Origin of the sequence: Streptomyces sp. NPDC048637, assembly GCF_040650675.1 — a bacterium.
Lineage (GTDB): Bacteria > Actinomycetota > Actinomycetes > Streptomycetales > Streptomycetaceae > Streptomyces.
The window spans coordinates 73,141-88,638 of the sequence record NZ_JBEZHQ010000039.1 but is presented as its reverse complement, the minus strand read 5'-3'; the positions used below and the strand labels follow the sequence as shown (position 1 = coordinate 88,638).

Annotated in this window: 9 protein-coding genes; 5 read left to right on the top strand and 4 right to left on the bottom strand. The window is 73.5% G+C overall.

The features are described 5' to 3' along the window. Positions 1-169 precede the first annotated feature (169 nt). Positions 170-730, bottom strand: coding sequence for a MarR family transcriptional regulator (locus AB0C46_RS33410; RefSeq protein ID WP_362832448.1), 561 nt, complete (start codon positions 728-730; stop codon positions 170-172). 187 nt (positions 731-917) lie between these two features. Between AB0C46_RS33410 and AB0C46_RS33405 the strand changes: the two genes are divergently transcribed. Continuing rightward, on the top strand, positions 918-2,216 hold the full coding sequence (locus tag AB0C46_RS33405; protein WP_362832458.1) for an MFS transporter: 1,299 nt from the start codon (positions 918-920) through the stop codon (positions 2,214-2,216). A 177-nt stretch (positions 2,217-2,393) separates the two neighbouring features. Here AB0C46_RS33405 and AB0C46_RS33400 read toward each other — a convergent pair whose 3' ends face one another. After that, positions 2,394-4,202, bottom strand: a complete 1,809-nt coding sequence (locus AB0C46_RS33400; RefSeq protein ID WP_362832446.1) for a SpoIIE family protein phosphatase — start codon at positions 4,200-4,202, stop codon at positions 2,394-2,396. 311 nt (positions 4,203-4,513) lie between these two features. After that, positions 4,514-5,893, bottom strand: a complete 1,380-nt coding sequence (locus AB0C46_RS33395) for an NAD(P)/FAD-dependent oxidoreductase (RefSeq protein ID WP_362832457.1) — start codon at positions 5,891-5,893, stop codon at positions 4,514-4,516. Positions 5,894-6,340: 447 nt separating this feature from the next. Between AB0C46_RS33395 and AB0C46_RS33390 the strand changes: the two genes are divergently transcribed. Both AB0C46_RS33390 and AB0C46_RS33385 read left to right on the top strand, forming a co-directional pair. After that, positions 6,341-7,234, top strand: a complete 894-nt coding sequence (locus AB0C46_RS33390) for a helix-turn-helix domain-containing protein (RefSeq protein WP_362832445.1) — start codon at positions 6,341-6,343, stop codon at positions 7,232-7,234. A 387-nt stretch (positions 7,235-7,621) separates the two neighbouring features. Further along, positions 7,622-9,637, top strand: a complete 2,016-nt coding sequence (locus AB0C46_RS33385) for a sigma-70 family RNA polymerase sigma factor (RefSeq protein ID WP_362832444.1) — start codon at positions 7,622-7,624, stop codon at positions 9,635-9,637. Between the two features lie 75 nt (positions 9,638-9,712). Here the strand turns inward: AB0C46_RS33385 and AB0C46_RS33380 are convergent, their stop codons facing one another. Further along, the gene (locus AB0C46_RS33380; protein ID WP_362832443.1) at positions 9,713-11,797 is read right to left on the bottom strand and encodes an asparagine synthase-related protein; all 2,085 of its coding nucleotides are present in this window, start codon (positions 11,795-11,797) and stop codon (positions 9,713-9,715) included. 812 nt (positions 11,798-12,609) lie between these two features. Between AB0C46_RS33380 and AB0C46_RS33375 the strand changes: the two genes are divergently transcribed. Together AB0C46_RS33375 and lhgO are read left to right on the top strand one after the other, a co-directional pair. Beyond that, positions 12,610-14,058 carry a hypothetical protein gene (locus AB0C46_RS33375; RefSeq protein ID WP_006604728.1) on the top strand — a complete coding sequence of 483 codons (1,449 nt, stop codon included), beginning with the start codon at positions 12,610-12,612 and terminating at the stop codon, positions 14,056-14,058. Positions 14,059-14,249: 191 nt separating this feature from the next. Next, positions 14,250-15,470, top strand: coding sequence for an L-2-hydroxyglutarate oxidase (lhgO, locus tag AB0C46_RS33370; protein WP_362832441.1), 1,221 nt, complete (start codon positions 14,250-14,252; stop codon positions 15,468-15,470). The last annotated feature ends 28 nt before the right edge of the window (positions 15,471-15,498 follow it).

The window sequence follows — 15,498 nt, the reverse complement described above, 5'->3', positions numbered from 1 at the left end:
ACGCATAATCACGTCGCGGTCCGAATTTCGGCATGCCGAAATTGTTCCCGTTGAGGGGCCGTGCAGTAGTGGTGTGCCGCGAAGCGGCGGGATGGTTGTCCCAGAACCTTTCCGGCTCTGTGGCAACTCGGAGAACACTACGGATGGGGCAGGGGCGTGTCAACTCGCGTCAGTCAAGGTCACTCAGACGCCCGTCGGCGTCCGGCTGGGCGTCCTCGACACGGCGCAGGAGACGGGTCAGCACCTGGCCGAGGAGCTGGCGCTCCTCGCCGGAGAGGTCCTGGAGGAGGTCCTCCTCGAAGACCGATGCCAGACGCATCGCCTCAAGCCACTTCTCGCGGCCCTCGTGGGTCAGCTCGACGATGACACGGACGCGGTTGTTCTCGTCGCGCTCCCGGGTGACCAGGCCCTCGCTCGCCATACGGTCGATGCGGTGGGTCATGGCCGCCGGTGTGAGGCCGAGGCGCTTGGCGAGTTCGCCTGGTCCCAGTTGATAGGGAGCGCCGGAGACGACGAGGGCCTTGAGGACCTCCCATTCGGCGTTGCTCAGGCCGAGGGTGGCGGTCTGTCGCCCGTAGGCGACGTTCATCCGCCGGTTGAGGCGCTGCAGTGCGGAGACGACCTGCTCCACCTGGGGGTCGAGGTCCTGGAATTCACGCTGGTAGGCAGCGATCTGTTCCTCAAGGCTCGGCTCGGCAGCATCGGCGGCCGCATCTGAGGGCTCAGGCATGCGGCGCAGTATGACATGGAAGTCATTGGCGTTGAAGTTCTTCGATGTGTACTCTTTAACTTCGAACTTTAGAGTTGAAGTCTTCAGGGTGAGACTGTCCGTCCTCGGACCGGTCTCGCCCTGGTGTCTGTCCAGGCTCCTTGGTTCTCCCCTTGTTCGTCTGACGACTTGACCTAGGTAGGTGAGTGTGACCACCGCGATGGGCGCCGCGTTGCGCCGGATCCAGCTCGGGAACGCGCTGAGTGCGTTCGGGAACGGCTTCACCGTTCCGTATCTGTACGTCTATGTGGCGAAGGTGCGGGATCTCGGTGCGAGCACAGCCGGTGTGGTGCTGGCGATGCTGGCGGTGGCCGCACTGGTCGTCCTGCCGCTGACCGGTCGGGCGATCGACCGGCGCGGACCGCTGCCGGTGGCCGTCATCGGTACGATCTCCGCCGCCGTCGGTGCGCTGGGGCTGGGGCTGTCCGCCACGGAGCCGCTGGTCATCGCGTCGGCCATCGCGCTCGGTGCCGGGATCGCGGTCATTCAGCCGGCGCTCGCGACGATGATCGTGTGGTGCTCGACGACGCTGACCAGGTCGCGGGCGTTCGCCACCCAGTTCTTCCTGAACAACCTGGGGCTGGGCGTCGGTGGGCTGGTCGGCGGGCTGCTGGTCGACGAGACTCAGGCGTCGAGCTTTGTGCGGCTGTTCGCCATCGAGGCCGTGATGTTCCTGGTGCTCGGCGCGGCGGTGGCGACCGTACGGCTGCCGCGGGCGCCGAAGGTCGAGGACGCGGTGCCGACCGAGGAGCGGGCCAAGGGTGCCTGGCGGTCGATGTTCGCCGACCGGCGGATGGTGTGGCTGTGCGTGCTGGGGTTTGTGCTGTTCTTCGCCTGCTACGGGCAGTTCGAGTCGGGGCTGGCGGCGTACGCCACCGAGGTCACCCGGATCGCGCCGGCGAGCCTGGGCATTGCGCTCGCGGCCAATACGGCGGCGATTGTGGTGGCGCAGTTCGTGGTGCTCAGGCTGGTCGAGGGGCGGCGGCGCAGCCGGGTGATGGCGCTGGTCGGGATGGTCTGGACGGTGGCGTGGCTAGCCGCCGGTCTCTCCGGGCTGGTGCATGGCGCGCAGGTGGTGGCGACGGCGCTGCTGATCTCGACGTATGCGCTGTTCGGCATCGGTGAGTCGATGTTGTCGCCGACGGTGGCTCCGCTGGTGGCCGATCTGGCGCCGGCTTCGCTGATCGGCCAGTACAACTCGGCGTTCGCCCTGGTCAAGCAGCTGGCGCTGGCGGTTGGTCCGGCCGTGGGGGCGCTGATGGTCGGGCATGGGATGTACGCGGCGTACATCGGGATGCTGGTGGTCTGTTCGCTGGGGATCACGGGGTTGTCGTGGTGGCTGGGGCGGATGCTGCGGCCGGCTCAGGACAATCCGCACCGTGCGGTGGCGGCGGTGCCCGCGGCACGGGTGCCGGCGGAGGCGGAAGCCGTCGCCTGCGGCGCCTGAGGGACCTGCGGGACCTGCGAGGCCTGAGGGACCTCAAGGACCTCAAGCACCTGAAGGCTGTGCCCGGGCGTCGGCTTCGGGCGGCCCTGGCCGGCGCCGTACGAGCGCCCGGTCCACGGTGCTTCCCGGCCCCCGGCCCGGTCCGAGCGGACCGGGCCGGGGGCCGGTGTCGTACGGCTACCCCCGTGGCAGCGCGAATTCGCACCAGACGGCCTTGCCGCCGCCCGGGGTGCGGCGGGAGCCCCAGGACGAGGCGATGGTGGCGACGATGGAGATGCCCCGGCCGGCCTCGTCGGCAGGCTCGGCGCGGCGGCGGCGCGGGAGGTGGTCGTCGCCGTCGGTGACCTCGACGATCAGCCGGCGGTCCGTACGGCGCAGGCGGAGGCGCATCGGCGGGGTGCCGTGCTGGAGGGAGTTGGCGACCAGTTCGCTGGCGGCCAGGACGCCGAGGTCGTGGAGTTCGGGGGAGAAGCGCCAGGAGGCGAGGACGCCGGAGGCGAAGGCGCGGGCGCGCGGGGCCGCTTCGGTGCCGCCGTGGAGTTCGAGTGCGGCGTTGTGGAACAGCTCGGCGTCATGGCCGGTGCGGGCGGGGTGCTGGAGGACGAGGATCGCGACGTCGTCGTCGTGGGTGGCCGTGATGCCCAGAGAACGCAGCAGGCGGTCGCAGACGATGTCGGGGGCGCCGGCCGCGCCGGCGAAGGCGCGCTCCAGGGCCTCGACGCCGTGGTCGATGTCCTTGTCGCGGCGCTCGACGAGGCCGTCCGTGTAGAGGACGGCGCTGCTGCCGGGGCCGAGCGGGACGGATCCGGAGGTGTGCAGCCAGCCGCCGGTCCCCAGGGGCGGGCCGGTCGGCTCGGCGGCGCGGCGGACCGTGCCGTCGGGGTCGCGGACGAGGATGGGCAGATGGCCGGCCGAGGCGTAGACCAGGCGGCCCTCGTTCGGGTCGTGGACGGCGTAGACGCAGGTGGCGATCTGGCTGGCGTCGATCTCGGCGGCCAGGCCGTCCAGGAGCTGCAGGACCTCGTGCGGCGGGAGGTCGAGGCGGGCGTAGGCGCGGACCGCGGTGCGCAGCTGGCCCATGACGGCGGCGGCGCGCACCCCGCGGCCCATGACATCGCCGATGACCAGGGCCGTACGGCCGGCGCCGAGGGTGATGACGTCGTACCAGTCGCCGCCGACCGCGGCGTCGGTGCCGCCGGGCTGGTACGTGGCGGCGACGCAGAGGTCGTCGGGCTGCTCCAGTTCCTGGGGCAGGAGGGAGCGCTGGAGGGTGACCGCGGCCTCGCGCTGAAGGGCTTCGCTGGCCCGCAGCCGCTCGGCGGACTCGATCTGGTCGGTGACCTCGGCGCCGAAGACCAGGACGCCCTTGTGCGGGGCGACGCAGGCGACCTCGGGGTCGGGGGCCGGGCCGCTCGCGCCGACCTCGATGGGGGTGCAGGTGAAGGTGTAGTAGCCGTCGCGGGTGCGATCGCCGCCGGGGACCTTGCGGGACTTGACCGTCCGCGGTTTGCCGCTGCGCAGGACCTGGTCCATCAGGGGGAGCAGGCCGAGTGCGTCGAGCTCGGGGAGGGCTTCGCGGGCGGTGTGGCCGGCCGGGCGCGGGCCGAAGACGGCGGCGTAGGCGCCGTTGACGTAGGCGAGGCGGTGCTCGGGGCCGTAGGCGACGGCTACCAGGGCGGGGATGGTGCCCAGGATGTCGTGGACGGACAGGGCGTCGACGGTGGGCGGCAGGGTCGCGGGGACGCGGTCCTGGGAGGGGGCCGGATCGGTGTGCCCGGCGCGGGCCGCGGGGACGGAGCGGGTGGTGGCGGCCGTCGGGGCGGACGGTGCGCCGTCCGCCGCCGCGGGCTCGGCGGGCGGCGCCGGGGCCGCGGCGGGCGGGGCGGCCGGCGTGCCGGGGGCGGGGCGGGGTGCGGCGCGGTCGGACCGCGCGGCGGCGCGCCGCTGTGTGCCGGGGAGTTTGGCGCTCCAGCGCGTGAAGATCACGGAGGGGTACCTCTTACTTCGCGTCGTCGCGCGGGATCGGGCCGTCGGCATGGCGGGATCTCCCGGCCGGTGGCCGGGGGACGGTCGGCTGGGGACACTCTCGGCGCCCTCTTGCGGAATGCAGCAAACGTCCAGAATCCTCGTGATTGTCACTCTTTGCAGATACGAGCCCACCCATGGTCACACGTCCAGTGTGGCCGACCGGACGGACATCCGTCAGACGCCGGGGTGCCGCTGTGGAGTTCCGCACTCCGGAACATCCGGCGGTCCCAGGGAAGACGGCACGTCAACTCTTGTGGGGGTACGGCGCGTCAACTCGCTTCGTTGTGCCGTCCGGTTCCCGCGGCGAGTTCGAACTCGGCGCGCGGGTTCTCCAGCGAGCCGAGCGAGACGATCTCGCGTTTGAACAGGCCCGCGAGGGTCCATTCGGCGAGCACCCGCGCCTTGCGGTTGAAGGTCGGCACCCGGCTGAGGTGGTAGGCGCGGTGCATGAACCACGCCGGGTAGCCCTTCAGCTTGCGCCCGTAGACATGTGCGACGCCCTTGTGCAGGCCGAGCGAGGCCACCGAGCCGACGTATTTGTGCGCGTAGTCCACGATCGGGCCGCCGCGCACCGCCGCCGCGAGGTTCTCGGCGAGGACCTTGGACTGGCGGACGGCGTGCTGGGCGTTGGGGGCGCACAGGGCGCGGGGCTCGTCGGGCTTGGCGGGCGGCTCGGCCGTCAGGTCGGGGACCGCGGCCGCGTCCCCGGCGGACCAGGCGTGTTCGACACCGTCCACCTGGAGCGCGGGGGTGCACTTGAGGCGGCCGTGTGCGTTCAGCGGCAGTTGGGTCGCGGCCAGGATGGGGTGCGGTTTGACGCCCGCGGTCCACACCAGGGTCCGGGTCGGGAAGCGGGAGCCGTCGCTGAGCTGGGCGATCCGCTTCTCACAGGACTCCAGCCGGGTCTCCAGCCGTACGTCGATATTGCGGGCCCGCAGCTCACGGACGGCGTAGCCGCCCATGTCCGGGCCCACTTCGGGCAGGATCCGGTTCGTCGCCTCGACCAGGATCCACTTCATGTCCTCGGGCTTGATGTTGTGGTAGTAGCGGACGGCGTAGCGGGCCATGTCCTCCAGTTCGGCCAGTGCCTCCACGCCCGCGTAGCCGCCGCCGACGAAGACGAAGGTCAGCGCGGCGTCGCGGATCGCGGGGTCGCGGGTGGAGGAGGCGATGTCGAGCTGTCCGAGGACGTGGTTGCGCAGGCCGATGGCCTCCTCGACCGTCTTGAAGCCGATGCCGACGTCGGCCAGGCCCGGGACGGGGAGGGTGCGCGAGACCGAGCCCGGCGCGAGGACCAGTTCGTCGTACGCCACCTCGATGGCGCCGGTGCCGGTCTCCTCCGCGGCCAGGGTGGTGATGGTCGCCCTGCGGTCGTGGTGGTCGATGGCGGTGACCTCGCCGATGACGACCTTGCACTGCGGCAGCACCCGGCGCAGCGGTACGACGACATGGCGCGGGGAGATCGAACCGGCCGCGGCCTCGGGCAGGAACGGCTGGTACGTCATATAGGGCTCGGGGTCGACCACGATGACTTCGACGGTGCCCTGCCGCAGTTCCTGCTTGAGCTTCCGTTGCAATCGCAGGGCGGTATACATCCCCACGTAGCCACCGCCGACAACGAGAATGCGCGTCACGTCTTTCGAAGACACAGTCTTCACAGAGGTTCTCCTCGCGGTGTCGACCAGGCCCCGGGGCAGCACCGATCCGAAAGCCGGCCGGCGGCGCGGCCTGCTTCGGGAGCTGCACCCCCGGGAAAGCACAGCACTGTTCCATGACGCACCCCCGGAGCGCCTTTGTCCACAGGCTCGTCGAAATGTATGACCGGGCGCGGCCCTGGGGACGGAACGGCGCATTCCGCGTGTCCGGGGCGAGGTGCGCTGGTCAGGGGGTGGGTGGCAAAGGAAGAGCGGGGGCGTAATCGGGCCGGAAAAGGTGCCTTGGGCCGATCGGGGGGCGCATTGTGCGGAACGCCCCCTTCATTCTTGACCCGAGCTCAACTATGTTCGTATCTCGTTGGGGTGCACCCTCTCGTCGGTACGCCCTGACTGTCAGGGCGGGGAGTCTCCGGGGGGAGACGTCATTACCGGGGGATCACTATGCACATTCAGGGCTCTCAATGGCCGGCCACTGTCGCTGTGGCACATGCCTCCGACGGCGCCGGGAGCAGTAGCGAGAACAACAGACCCCACAGCAACGGCACCGCGGTGACCAACGGTGCCGGCACGGGTACGGGCGGCCGCAGCACACCGCTGCGGGTGGACGCCCAGCGCAATCTGGAGCACGTACTGCGCGCCGCACGCGAGGTGTTCGGCGAGCTGGGGTACGGCGCGCCCATGGAGGACGTGGCGCGGCGGGCCCGCGTCGGGGTCGGCACGGTCTACCGCCGGTTCCCGAGCAAGGACGTCCTGGTCCGCCGGATAGCCGAGGAGGAGACCTCACGGCTGACGGACCAGGCGCGGGCGGCACTGGGGCAGGAGGACGACCCGTGGTCGGCGCTGTCCCGCTTTCTGCGGACGTCGGTCGCCTCGGGTGCCGGACGGCTGCTGCCGCCGGGCGTTCTGCGGGTGAGCGCGGCTGCCGACCGGTCCGCGGGGCCGGCGGCGGAGGGCGCGGACGGGCCCCGGGTACCGGACGGTCTGACCGAGGCACGGGTGCCGCAGCAGCGCACGGCGCCCGGCGCGGACGGGGCGCCCGCCGATCTCCGGCCGGCCGAGCGGCACGACCTCCGGGAGGGCGAGCCGGCCGCGGCCGCGCCGCCCACCGCTGCCGAGGAGGCGACCGGCGCCGACGCGCTGCTGGACGTCGTGGGGCGGCTCGTCGAGCGCGCCAAGGCCGCCGGTGAGCTGCGCGCCGATGTGACAGTTTCGGACATCCTTTTAGTGATCGCCACGGGCGCGCCCACGCTGCCCGATCCCGGCCAGCAGCAGGCCGCGTCCGCGCGGCTGCTGGAGATACTGCTGGAGGGGCTGCGCTCGCGCCCGGCCCGGTGAGGTCCGGCGGCCGGCTCCGTCCGGGTGGACCCGACCGCCGGGTCCACGGGGCGGGGCCGGACCGCGGGACGGCGCCGTCCGCGGACTGCGGCGCGGCCTCCTGTCCGGGGGCCGGGGAGCACGTCCGGTGTCCGGGTTCCGGGGAGCACGTCCGGTGTCCCGGTGCCGGGGAGCACGTCCGGCCGCCGCGTACGGCAGGGCCCGTACGAGGGCCTCGCACGGTAGGGGCCGTCTGGGCGGCATGGCCCGTAAGGGTGAACGCCCGTGCGGTCGTCCGCCCGTGCTCCCCGGATGAGTGGATGGCCGTCAGGACCCTCAACCGCCGGGGTCCGGTGTGGCACGCTTGCGCGGTATTCCGTTGGGACAGCGGCTTCGGGAGCCTCGGCGATGGGTGTTGACGGGCGGGACGAGCGGCACGACGGTGAGGCCGGGGTGGGCGAGCAGGAGGCGACGCGGGCCGGGCAAGTCCCCGGCCAGGGCGGGCCGTTGGGGATGACTCCCCCGGCCGGACGGCACGATCGCGCCGATGGCCGGGCGGGCGCGGGGCACAGCGTGCCGCCGCAGCGGGAGACCTCCCGCGGCGCGGGTCCGGCCACCGGCCCTGAGAACGGCGACCTCCCGCCGTCCGATGCCCAGTTGCTCTCCGATCTGCGGGCCGGCGACGACAGCGCGTACGAGGAGATGTACCGCAGGCACGCCGCGGCGGTCCGGCGCTACGCCCGGAGCTGCTGCCGGGACGTGCACACCGCGGAGGATCTGACCGGCGAGGTCTTCGCCCGCACGCTGCAGGCGGTGCGCGGCGGGGCGGGCCCGGAATCCGCGGTGCGTGCCTATCTGCTGACGACCGTCCGCCGGGTGGCCGCGTCCTGGGCGCAGACCGCGCGGCGGGAGCAACTGGTGGAGGACTTCGCGGTGTTCGCGGTGGCCTCGGCCGATGTGGCGGGGGATGACGGCACCCTGGACCTGGGCGCGGATGTACGTGCCATGCAGGAGGCCGAGCGGTCGATGGCGGTGCGGGCGTTCCGCAGTCTGCCGGAGCGCTATCAGACGGTGCTGTGGCACACCACGGTCGAGGAGGAGTCGCCGAGCGAGGTCGCGCCGCTGCTCGGGCTGACCGCGAACGCCACCGCCGTACTGGCGCACCGCGCCCGCGAGGGCCTCAAGCAGGCGTATCTGCAGGCGCATGTCAGCCAGTCGCTGACCGCCGGCGGCGACTGCGCCCGGTACGCCGACCGGCTCGGCGCCTATGCCCGCGGCGGGCTGCGGATGCGGGCCGAGCGGGGGCTGCGCAAGCACCTGGACGGCTGTCCCCGGTGCCGGCTGGCCGCGCTGGAGGTCGCGGACGTCAATCAGCGGATCGGTGCGCTGCTGCCGGTCGCGTTCATCGGCTGGCTCGCCGCCGGGTACGCCGTCAAGACCGCGGTGGCGGGTGCCGCGGGGGTGACGGCCGGTGCGGCCGCGGCCGCCGGGAGCGGCGGTTCCGGTGCGCCGGGAGGTGCTGGTGGTGCCGCCGTGGGCAAGGGCCTGGGCGGCACGGTCAAGGCCGGGATCGGGATCGGTGCGGCGGTGGTGGCGGGCGCGACGCTTTCGCTGGCGCTGACCGCCTCCCCAAAGCCGGCGCCGGAACCGCGGGCCCAGTCCCCTCGGCCGGCTCCGTCCGCACCGCAGCATCCGGCGCCCGGACCGTCGCACCCCGCGCTGCCACCGGCGGGCGGCGCCGCCCCCGCCCCGAAGCCGGACCCGGCACACAAGCCGGACCCGGCACACAAGCCAGATCCGAAGAGCACGCCGGATCCGAAGCGCACGCCTGCCGCCGCGCCGACGCGCACGCCGACGGCGGCCCCGCAGGAGCCGACGCCCGCCCCGAAGCCGCCCCACCGGCCCACGCCATCCAAGCCCACGCCACCCGAGCCCAACCCACCGCAGCCCACGCCGCCGAAGCCCACCCCGAAGCCGCCGCTGCCCGCCCCGGCCTCGTACCGGGTCAATGCGCTCGCCCACGACTTCCTGGGCGACGGCAGCAAGCCGGAGGTACGCACCCTGGAGAGCAGCTGGCTGTGGCAGCGGCAGGCACCGCAGATCGCCGGGACGACGTATGCGCACGGGGTGAGCGTCCATGCGCAGTCCTCGGTGACCATCGACCTCAACCGCCGGTGCACCGCCTATGACGCCGTTGCGGGCGTCGACGACGTCAGTCTGGGACTGGGCGCGCTGCGTTTCTCCGTCTACGCGGACGGCGTGCGGCTGTGGCAGTCGCCGGTGGTGCGCGGCGGGGAACCGGCCGTACCGGTGCACGTCCCGCTGGCCGGCCGGAAGACCCTGCGGCTGGTGACCCATACGGCGAACCCCGTGGGTGCGGCGGCGCTGGCGGACTGGGCACAGTCGACGATCACTTGCCGCTGAGGCGCCGAGGCGGCCCGCTCTCCTCACCGGCGCCGGGGTGGCCGCGCCGGCACGGAAGGGTGGGGGCCTCCGGGCTCACCCCAACCGCGCCCGTGGCACCACGCCACCCGCGACCGCCTTCTGACGCGGCGCCCCCGCCCCCGTCCAGCAACTCCCCCGGCGCGCCACCAGCCGTCGCAGCCACAGTTCCGTGGAGACGAGTTCGGCCAGCCCGTCCAGGGGCAGTGCCGCGCCCTCGGCCGCCGAGCGCAGTGCCTTGCGGACCACCCGTGCCTCCACCAGCCCCGCATCGGCCAGCAGCGGTGTGTCGAAGAGCCGCACCAGGTCGCCGACGGCGCCGCGCAGCCCGGCGCGTACCGCCGCCGCCTGGGTGAGCTGCGAGGTGGCGCCCCATCCGGGTGGCAGATCCCGGACCCCGGCGCCGGCGAGTACGGAGCGCAGCACCGCCGCCCGTGCCCCGGGCTGCACCCGCAGGGTGTCCGGCAGGGCGCGGCAGGCGAGCACCACCTGGTTGTCGAGGAACGGGGCGTGCAGCCGCTGGTTGCGGACCTCGGCGGCCTGCTCGAAGACGCGGTGGTCAGCGGCCTGACGGGCCAGCGCGGCACGGGCGCGCCGCTCGCCGGGGCGGCTCACCGCGGGCGAGCGGTGCGCCGCGTCGCTGAGCCGAACCGATACTTCAGCCAGCGCCTCCCCCGTCAGCCAGCGCGCCGCGGGCCCCGGCCGGCACCAGGCGAGCGCGGCCAGGGAGGCGTCCACGGCCCCGCCGGCCACCGGCTCGTCGGCGAACTGCCGCTCCAGGAGGCGGCGCGCCGCCTCGGCGAGACCCGCCGTGTACGGCATACGGGCGAGCCTGCGGGCCGCGCGGTAGACGGTGAAGGGCACGAGGACGGACTGCGCGAAGGCGCCGTCCGCCTTGGCCAGCGCGGTGACCGGGCGCAGCAGATGGCGTCGGCGGCGGTCCATGAGGAGGTCGGCGAGCCGGGCCGGGTGGGCGTCGAGGACCTGGCGGGCGCCGTGTCCGACGAAGTGGTCCGCGCTGCCGGCCAGCAGCCGCCGGCGGTGGCGGCTCGCGGTGGTGAGGGAGGGGCCCGGCTCGTCCGTGAGCGGGCCGCTTCCGAGGTCCGCGTACGGGAGGGCCTCTTCGCCGGCCGCGACGACGACGTGGTGCAGCCGCGGGTTGTCGGCGAGGGTGCGGGCACGCTCCAACTCGGCGTCGCGGTCGGCCTCGCCGTCATGGGTGGCGCGGTCGTTGAAGGTGACGGCCAGGAGGCGTTCGCCGTGGCCGTTGAGCCTTCCTGGCCGGCCGGGAAGGCCGGCGGCCAGCAGGGCGAGGGTTCCGGAGGCGCTGCCTCCGGAGAGGTCGGCGCCGACGCCGGGAGCCGGTGCACCGCGTGCCGCGCGCCGCTCGGCGGGTCCCATACCGGGCACCGGGCCGGGGTCGAGGCCGTCGAGCCCCTCCGGATCGGGGGCGTGCCGGATTCCGGCAAGCCGGGCGCGGACGGCTTCGACCAGGGCGTCGCGGACGCCGTCGACGGCTTGTTCCGGGGCGAGTTGGGGCGCGGCGACGGCGAGCGAGGCGGTCGGTTCGAAGGAGGTGATGTCGCCGGCGCCGCCGCGCAGCACCAGGGCGTGGCCGGGCGGGATCCGGCGGACGCCTTCGTACGGCGTGCCGGCGCCGAGCGCCTCGGGGAGTTCCGGGCAGGCCAGCAGTGCGGCGAGGTGGCCGATGTCGAGGCCGGCCTCGACGAGGTCGGCGAGCGGGAGGGCGGCGGTGGCGTAGGCCGTGCCGCCGGCCCAGGGGGTGTGGAAGACGGGGCGGGCGCCGGCCAGGTCGCCGGTGACGGTGATCCGCCGCCCTACCTGGACGACGGCGGTGTAGCTGCCGGGCCAGGCGGTGAGATGCCGCAGTGCGCCCCCGCGCGCCGCGAACAGGCCCACTTTCAGCTGGTCGTCGGTGGCTCCGCAGACGCCGAAGACCGCGAGCCGGGTCTCGGGGTCGGCCTGGACGACCCGGACCTCGTCCGGCCGCCAGTCGCCGACCGCCCAGAGGGGATCCGGGCCGCCCCAGAGGAGCTGGGCGCCCACGGGGAGGACCGTGTGGTTCTCGTCGCCGGCCGCCGGCCCCGTGGCGGCACTGCTCCACCCCACCAACCAGCGCATCGCCGCCTCCACCCGATTCCCCGTGCGCCGGGGCCAACGGCCGCCCCGTACAACGGATCGCCCGGCCCTTACCGAGCTGTTGTGCGGACCATGCTGCCATGACAGCGGCGCGGGAGAGGTGCTGGAGCGGGCCTGTATACGGGCAGTTCGCGGGGCGGCGGCCATCAGGGACCGCCGGCGGGCCCGCGGGGGCGTTGCGGGCTTACCGTGGGGGCGGCCCGCGGGCGGTGGTGCGGACGCGGCGGAGTGCCGGCGGGACGGCCGCGCGAGCCGGCCCGGCGGCACACCCTCGTGACGGGCGCGTGTGCTCCGCCGCATCGGCCCCGGAAGGCCCCCCGTGTGGCCCCCGAGGCAGCTCCGTGCGTGCGGCGGCGCGAAATCATCACCCGTCGATTTTCGGCCAAAGTCCGTTCCATACAGCCCAGTTGACGCATTCCGGCACTGTGTCAACCGGCGACTCGACCGGCCGGCGTCCGGTCCTCGCGACGGTCCGGGAGGCGGGCTGCGCCCCCCGGACCGGACCGTCACCCGCGGGGAATGGGGTGACGGTATCCCCCAGCCCACTGGATCCAGTGCAGCGGGCCGACCCACGCAGAAGCCATGGAAGCGCTCGCAAAAGCGGGCGGCCAGCGCGCACGGACGGGCGCACGGGCACACGTACCCGGAGCACATGCCAATTCCCGTACCCCTGTTTGAACATGAATCTCGCCATCCGGGACACCGACTCTTAACGGTCGGGATCCGGCGAACTACTCTGGGTGGACGCATGCCCCGGGGTACCGGGGCGGCCGTCGCTGTGTCGAGGGGTGCGCATGTCCAGGGATATACGCGGGCCGAACGAAAAGCTTGGCACCGTTCTCGCCCTCGCGGGTATCAGCAATGCCGGACTGGCGCGCCGGGTCAACGACCTCGGTGCGCAGCGCGGACTGACGCTTCGTTATGACAAGACGTCGGTGGCGCGGTGGGTCTCCAAGGGCATGGTGCCCCAGGGCGCCGCTCCCCATCTGATCGCGTCCGCGATCGGCAGCAAGCTCGGCCGGCCGGTCCCGCTGCACGAGATCGGGCTGGCCGACGCGGACCCGGCCCCCGAGGTAGGCCTGGCATTTCCCCGCGATGTGGGCGCCGCGGTGCGCTCCGCGACCGAGCTCTACCGTCTCGATCTGGCCGGACGGCGGGCCGGCGGTGGCGGCATCTGGCAGAGCCTGGCCGGATCCTTCGCCGTCAGCGCGTACGCCACCCCCGCCTCGCGCTGGCTGATATCCCCGGCCGACAGTTCGGTGGCGCGGGAGGCGGCCGAGGCCCGGGACAAGGATGCCGCGGCGGCCGGCGACGCCGGGATTCCGCAGCACGTCGGCCACAGCGACGTCAGCAAACTGCGTGAGGCGGCCGAGGACGCGCGCCGCTGGGACTCCAAGTACGGCGGCGGGGACTGGCGTTCGTCCATGGTGCCGGAGTGCCTCCGGGTGGACGCGGCGCCGTTGCTGCTCGCCTCGTACAGCGACGAAGTGGGCCGTGCGTTGTTCGGTGCGACCTCCGAACTCACCCGGCTCGCGGGGTGGATGGCCTTCGACACGGGCCAGCAGGAGGCCGCACAGCGGTACTACATCCAGGCGCTGCGGCTCGCCCGGGCGGCCGCCGACGTCCCGCTGGGCGGCTATGTCCTGGCCTCGATGTCCCTCCAGGCGACCTACCGCGGCTTCGCCGACGAGGGCGTCGACCTCGCCCAGGCCGCCCTGGAACGCAACCGCGGACTGGCCACCGCCCGGACCATGAGCTTCTTCCGCCTGGTGGAGGCGCGGGCGCAGGCCAAGGCCGGCGAGGCGCGCGCCTGTGAGGTGGCGCTGAAGGCCTCCGAAGGCTGGCTGGAGCGCTCCCGCAGCGGCGACCCCGACCCCTCGTGGCTGGACTTCTACTCGTACGAACGCTTCGCGGCCGATGCCGCCGAGTGCTACCGCGATCTGCGGCTGCCCCGCCAGGTCCGCCGCTTCACCGAGCAGGCGCTCTCCCGGCCCACCGAGGAATTCGTCCGCTCCCACGGTCTGCGCCTGGTCGTGTCCGCGGTCGCCGAACTGGAGTCCGGCAATCTGGATGCGGCCTGCGCGGCGGGTACCCGCGCGGTCGAGGTGGCCGGGCGGATCTCCTCCGCCCGCACCACCGAGTACGTCCGCGATCTGCTGCACCGCCTGGAGCCGTACGGCGACGAACCCCGGGTGGTCGAGCTGCGGGAGCGGGCGCGACCACTGCTGGCGGCGCCCGCTTAGCGGCGGGCCGGCCCGGACGGAGCTGCCCGCCCGGCCGCGCGATCCGTGCGCGGCCCGGCCGGGTGCGTGCGCCGCGGAGCCGTCCGATCGGCATTGTCAGTGCCGACCGTCATGATGGGATACGTCGTCGGCGATGATGCGCAGGTCCATGGCGACGGGTCGGCCTGCGGTCATGCGGTTGGGGAGGTGCAGTGGCGGCGTACGACTGCGAGGTGCTGGTGATCGGTGCCGGCATCGTCGGGCTCTCTACGGCGTACGCGATCACGCGTGCCGCGCCCGGTACGCGCGTGGTGGTCCTGGAGAAGGAGCCAGGTCCGGCCCGCCATCAGACCGGGCGCAACAGCGGCGTGATCCACAGCGGCATCTATTACCCGCCCGGTTCGCTCAAGGCCCGCTTCGCCCTCCAGGGCTCGGCGGAGATGGTGAAGTTCTGCACCGAGCACAACCTCCCTCATGAGGTCACCGGCAAGCTGATCGTCGCCACCGACCGCAGCGAGCTGCCGCGGCTGCACGGCCTCATCCAGCGCGGCCGCGAGCACGGCCTGCCGGTGCGCGAGCTGGGCCCCGCCCAGATAGCCGAGTACGAACCCGAGGTGCGCGGCCTGGCCGCCATCCATGTCGGCACGACCGGCATCTGCGATTTCGGCGCGGTCGCCCGCCGCTTCGCCCACCTCGCCGAGGACGCCGGTGCCCGGATCCGGTACGGCTCCGAGGTGACGGCCATCGGCCGCCGCCCCGGCCGGGTGGCGGTCCGTACGGCCGACGGCACGGTCCACCGCGCCCGCGCCCTGGTCAACTGCGCCGGTCTGCACTGCGACCGGATCGCCCGGCTGGCCGGTGACGCGCCGGGCATGCGGATCGTCGCGTTCCGCGGCGAGTACTTCACCCTCGCCCCGGACCGCGCCTCTCTGGTCCACGGACTGGTCTACCCGGTCCCCGACCCGGCCTTCCCGTTCCTCGGCGTGCATCTGACCCGCGGCATCGACGGTGCCGTGCACATCGGCCCGAACGCCGTCCCCGCGCTGGCCCGCGAGGGCTACGACTGGCGCACTCTGCACCCCGCCGAGCTGGCCGGCACCCTCGCGTACCCCGGCTCCTGGCGGATAGCCCGCCGCCACTGGCGCTACGGCGCCGGTGAGCTGCACCGGTCGCTGTCCCGGCGTGCCTTCGCCGACGCGGTCCGCCGCCTGCTCCCGGCCGCCCGCGAGGAGGACCTGGTCCCGTCCCCGGCCGGCGTCCGCGCCCAGGCCGTCCTCCCCGACGGCACCCTCGTCGACGACTTCCTCATCGCCGAGTCCCCCGGCATGGTCCACGTCCTCAACGCCCCGTCACCGGCCGCCACGGCCTCGCTGCCCATCGGGCGGGAGGTGGCACGGCGGGTGCTGGGGGTGGTGGGAGCGGAGCGCGCATAACGCGACCGGCTCCCGGCCTTCCGCGTGT

Excerpts from the sequence above, each read along its gene's own strand:
- AB0C46_RS33410 (WP_362832448.1), bottom strand. The coding sequence starts at position 730 with ATGCCTGAGCCCTCAGATGCGGCCGCCGATGCTGCCGAGCCGAGCCTT.
- AB0C46_RS33390 (WP_362832445.1), top strand. The coding sequence starts at position 6,341 with ATGCACATTCAGGGCTCTCAATGGCCGGCCACTGTCGCTGTGGCACAT.
- AB0C46_RS33385 (WP_362832444.1), top strand. The coding sequence starts at position 7,622 with ATGGGTGTTGACGGGCGGGACGAGCGGCACGACGGTGAGGCCGGGGTG.
- AB0C46_RS33380 (WP_362832443.1), bottom strand. The coding sequence starts at position 11,797 with ATGCGCTGGTTGGTGGGGTGGAGCAGTGCCGCCACGGGGCCGGCGGCC.
- AB0C46_RS33375 (WP_006604728.1), top strand. The coding sequence starts at position 12,610 with ATGTCCAGGGATATACGCGGGCCGAACGAAAAGCTTGGCACCGTTCTC.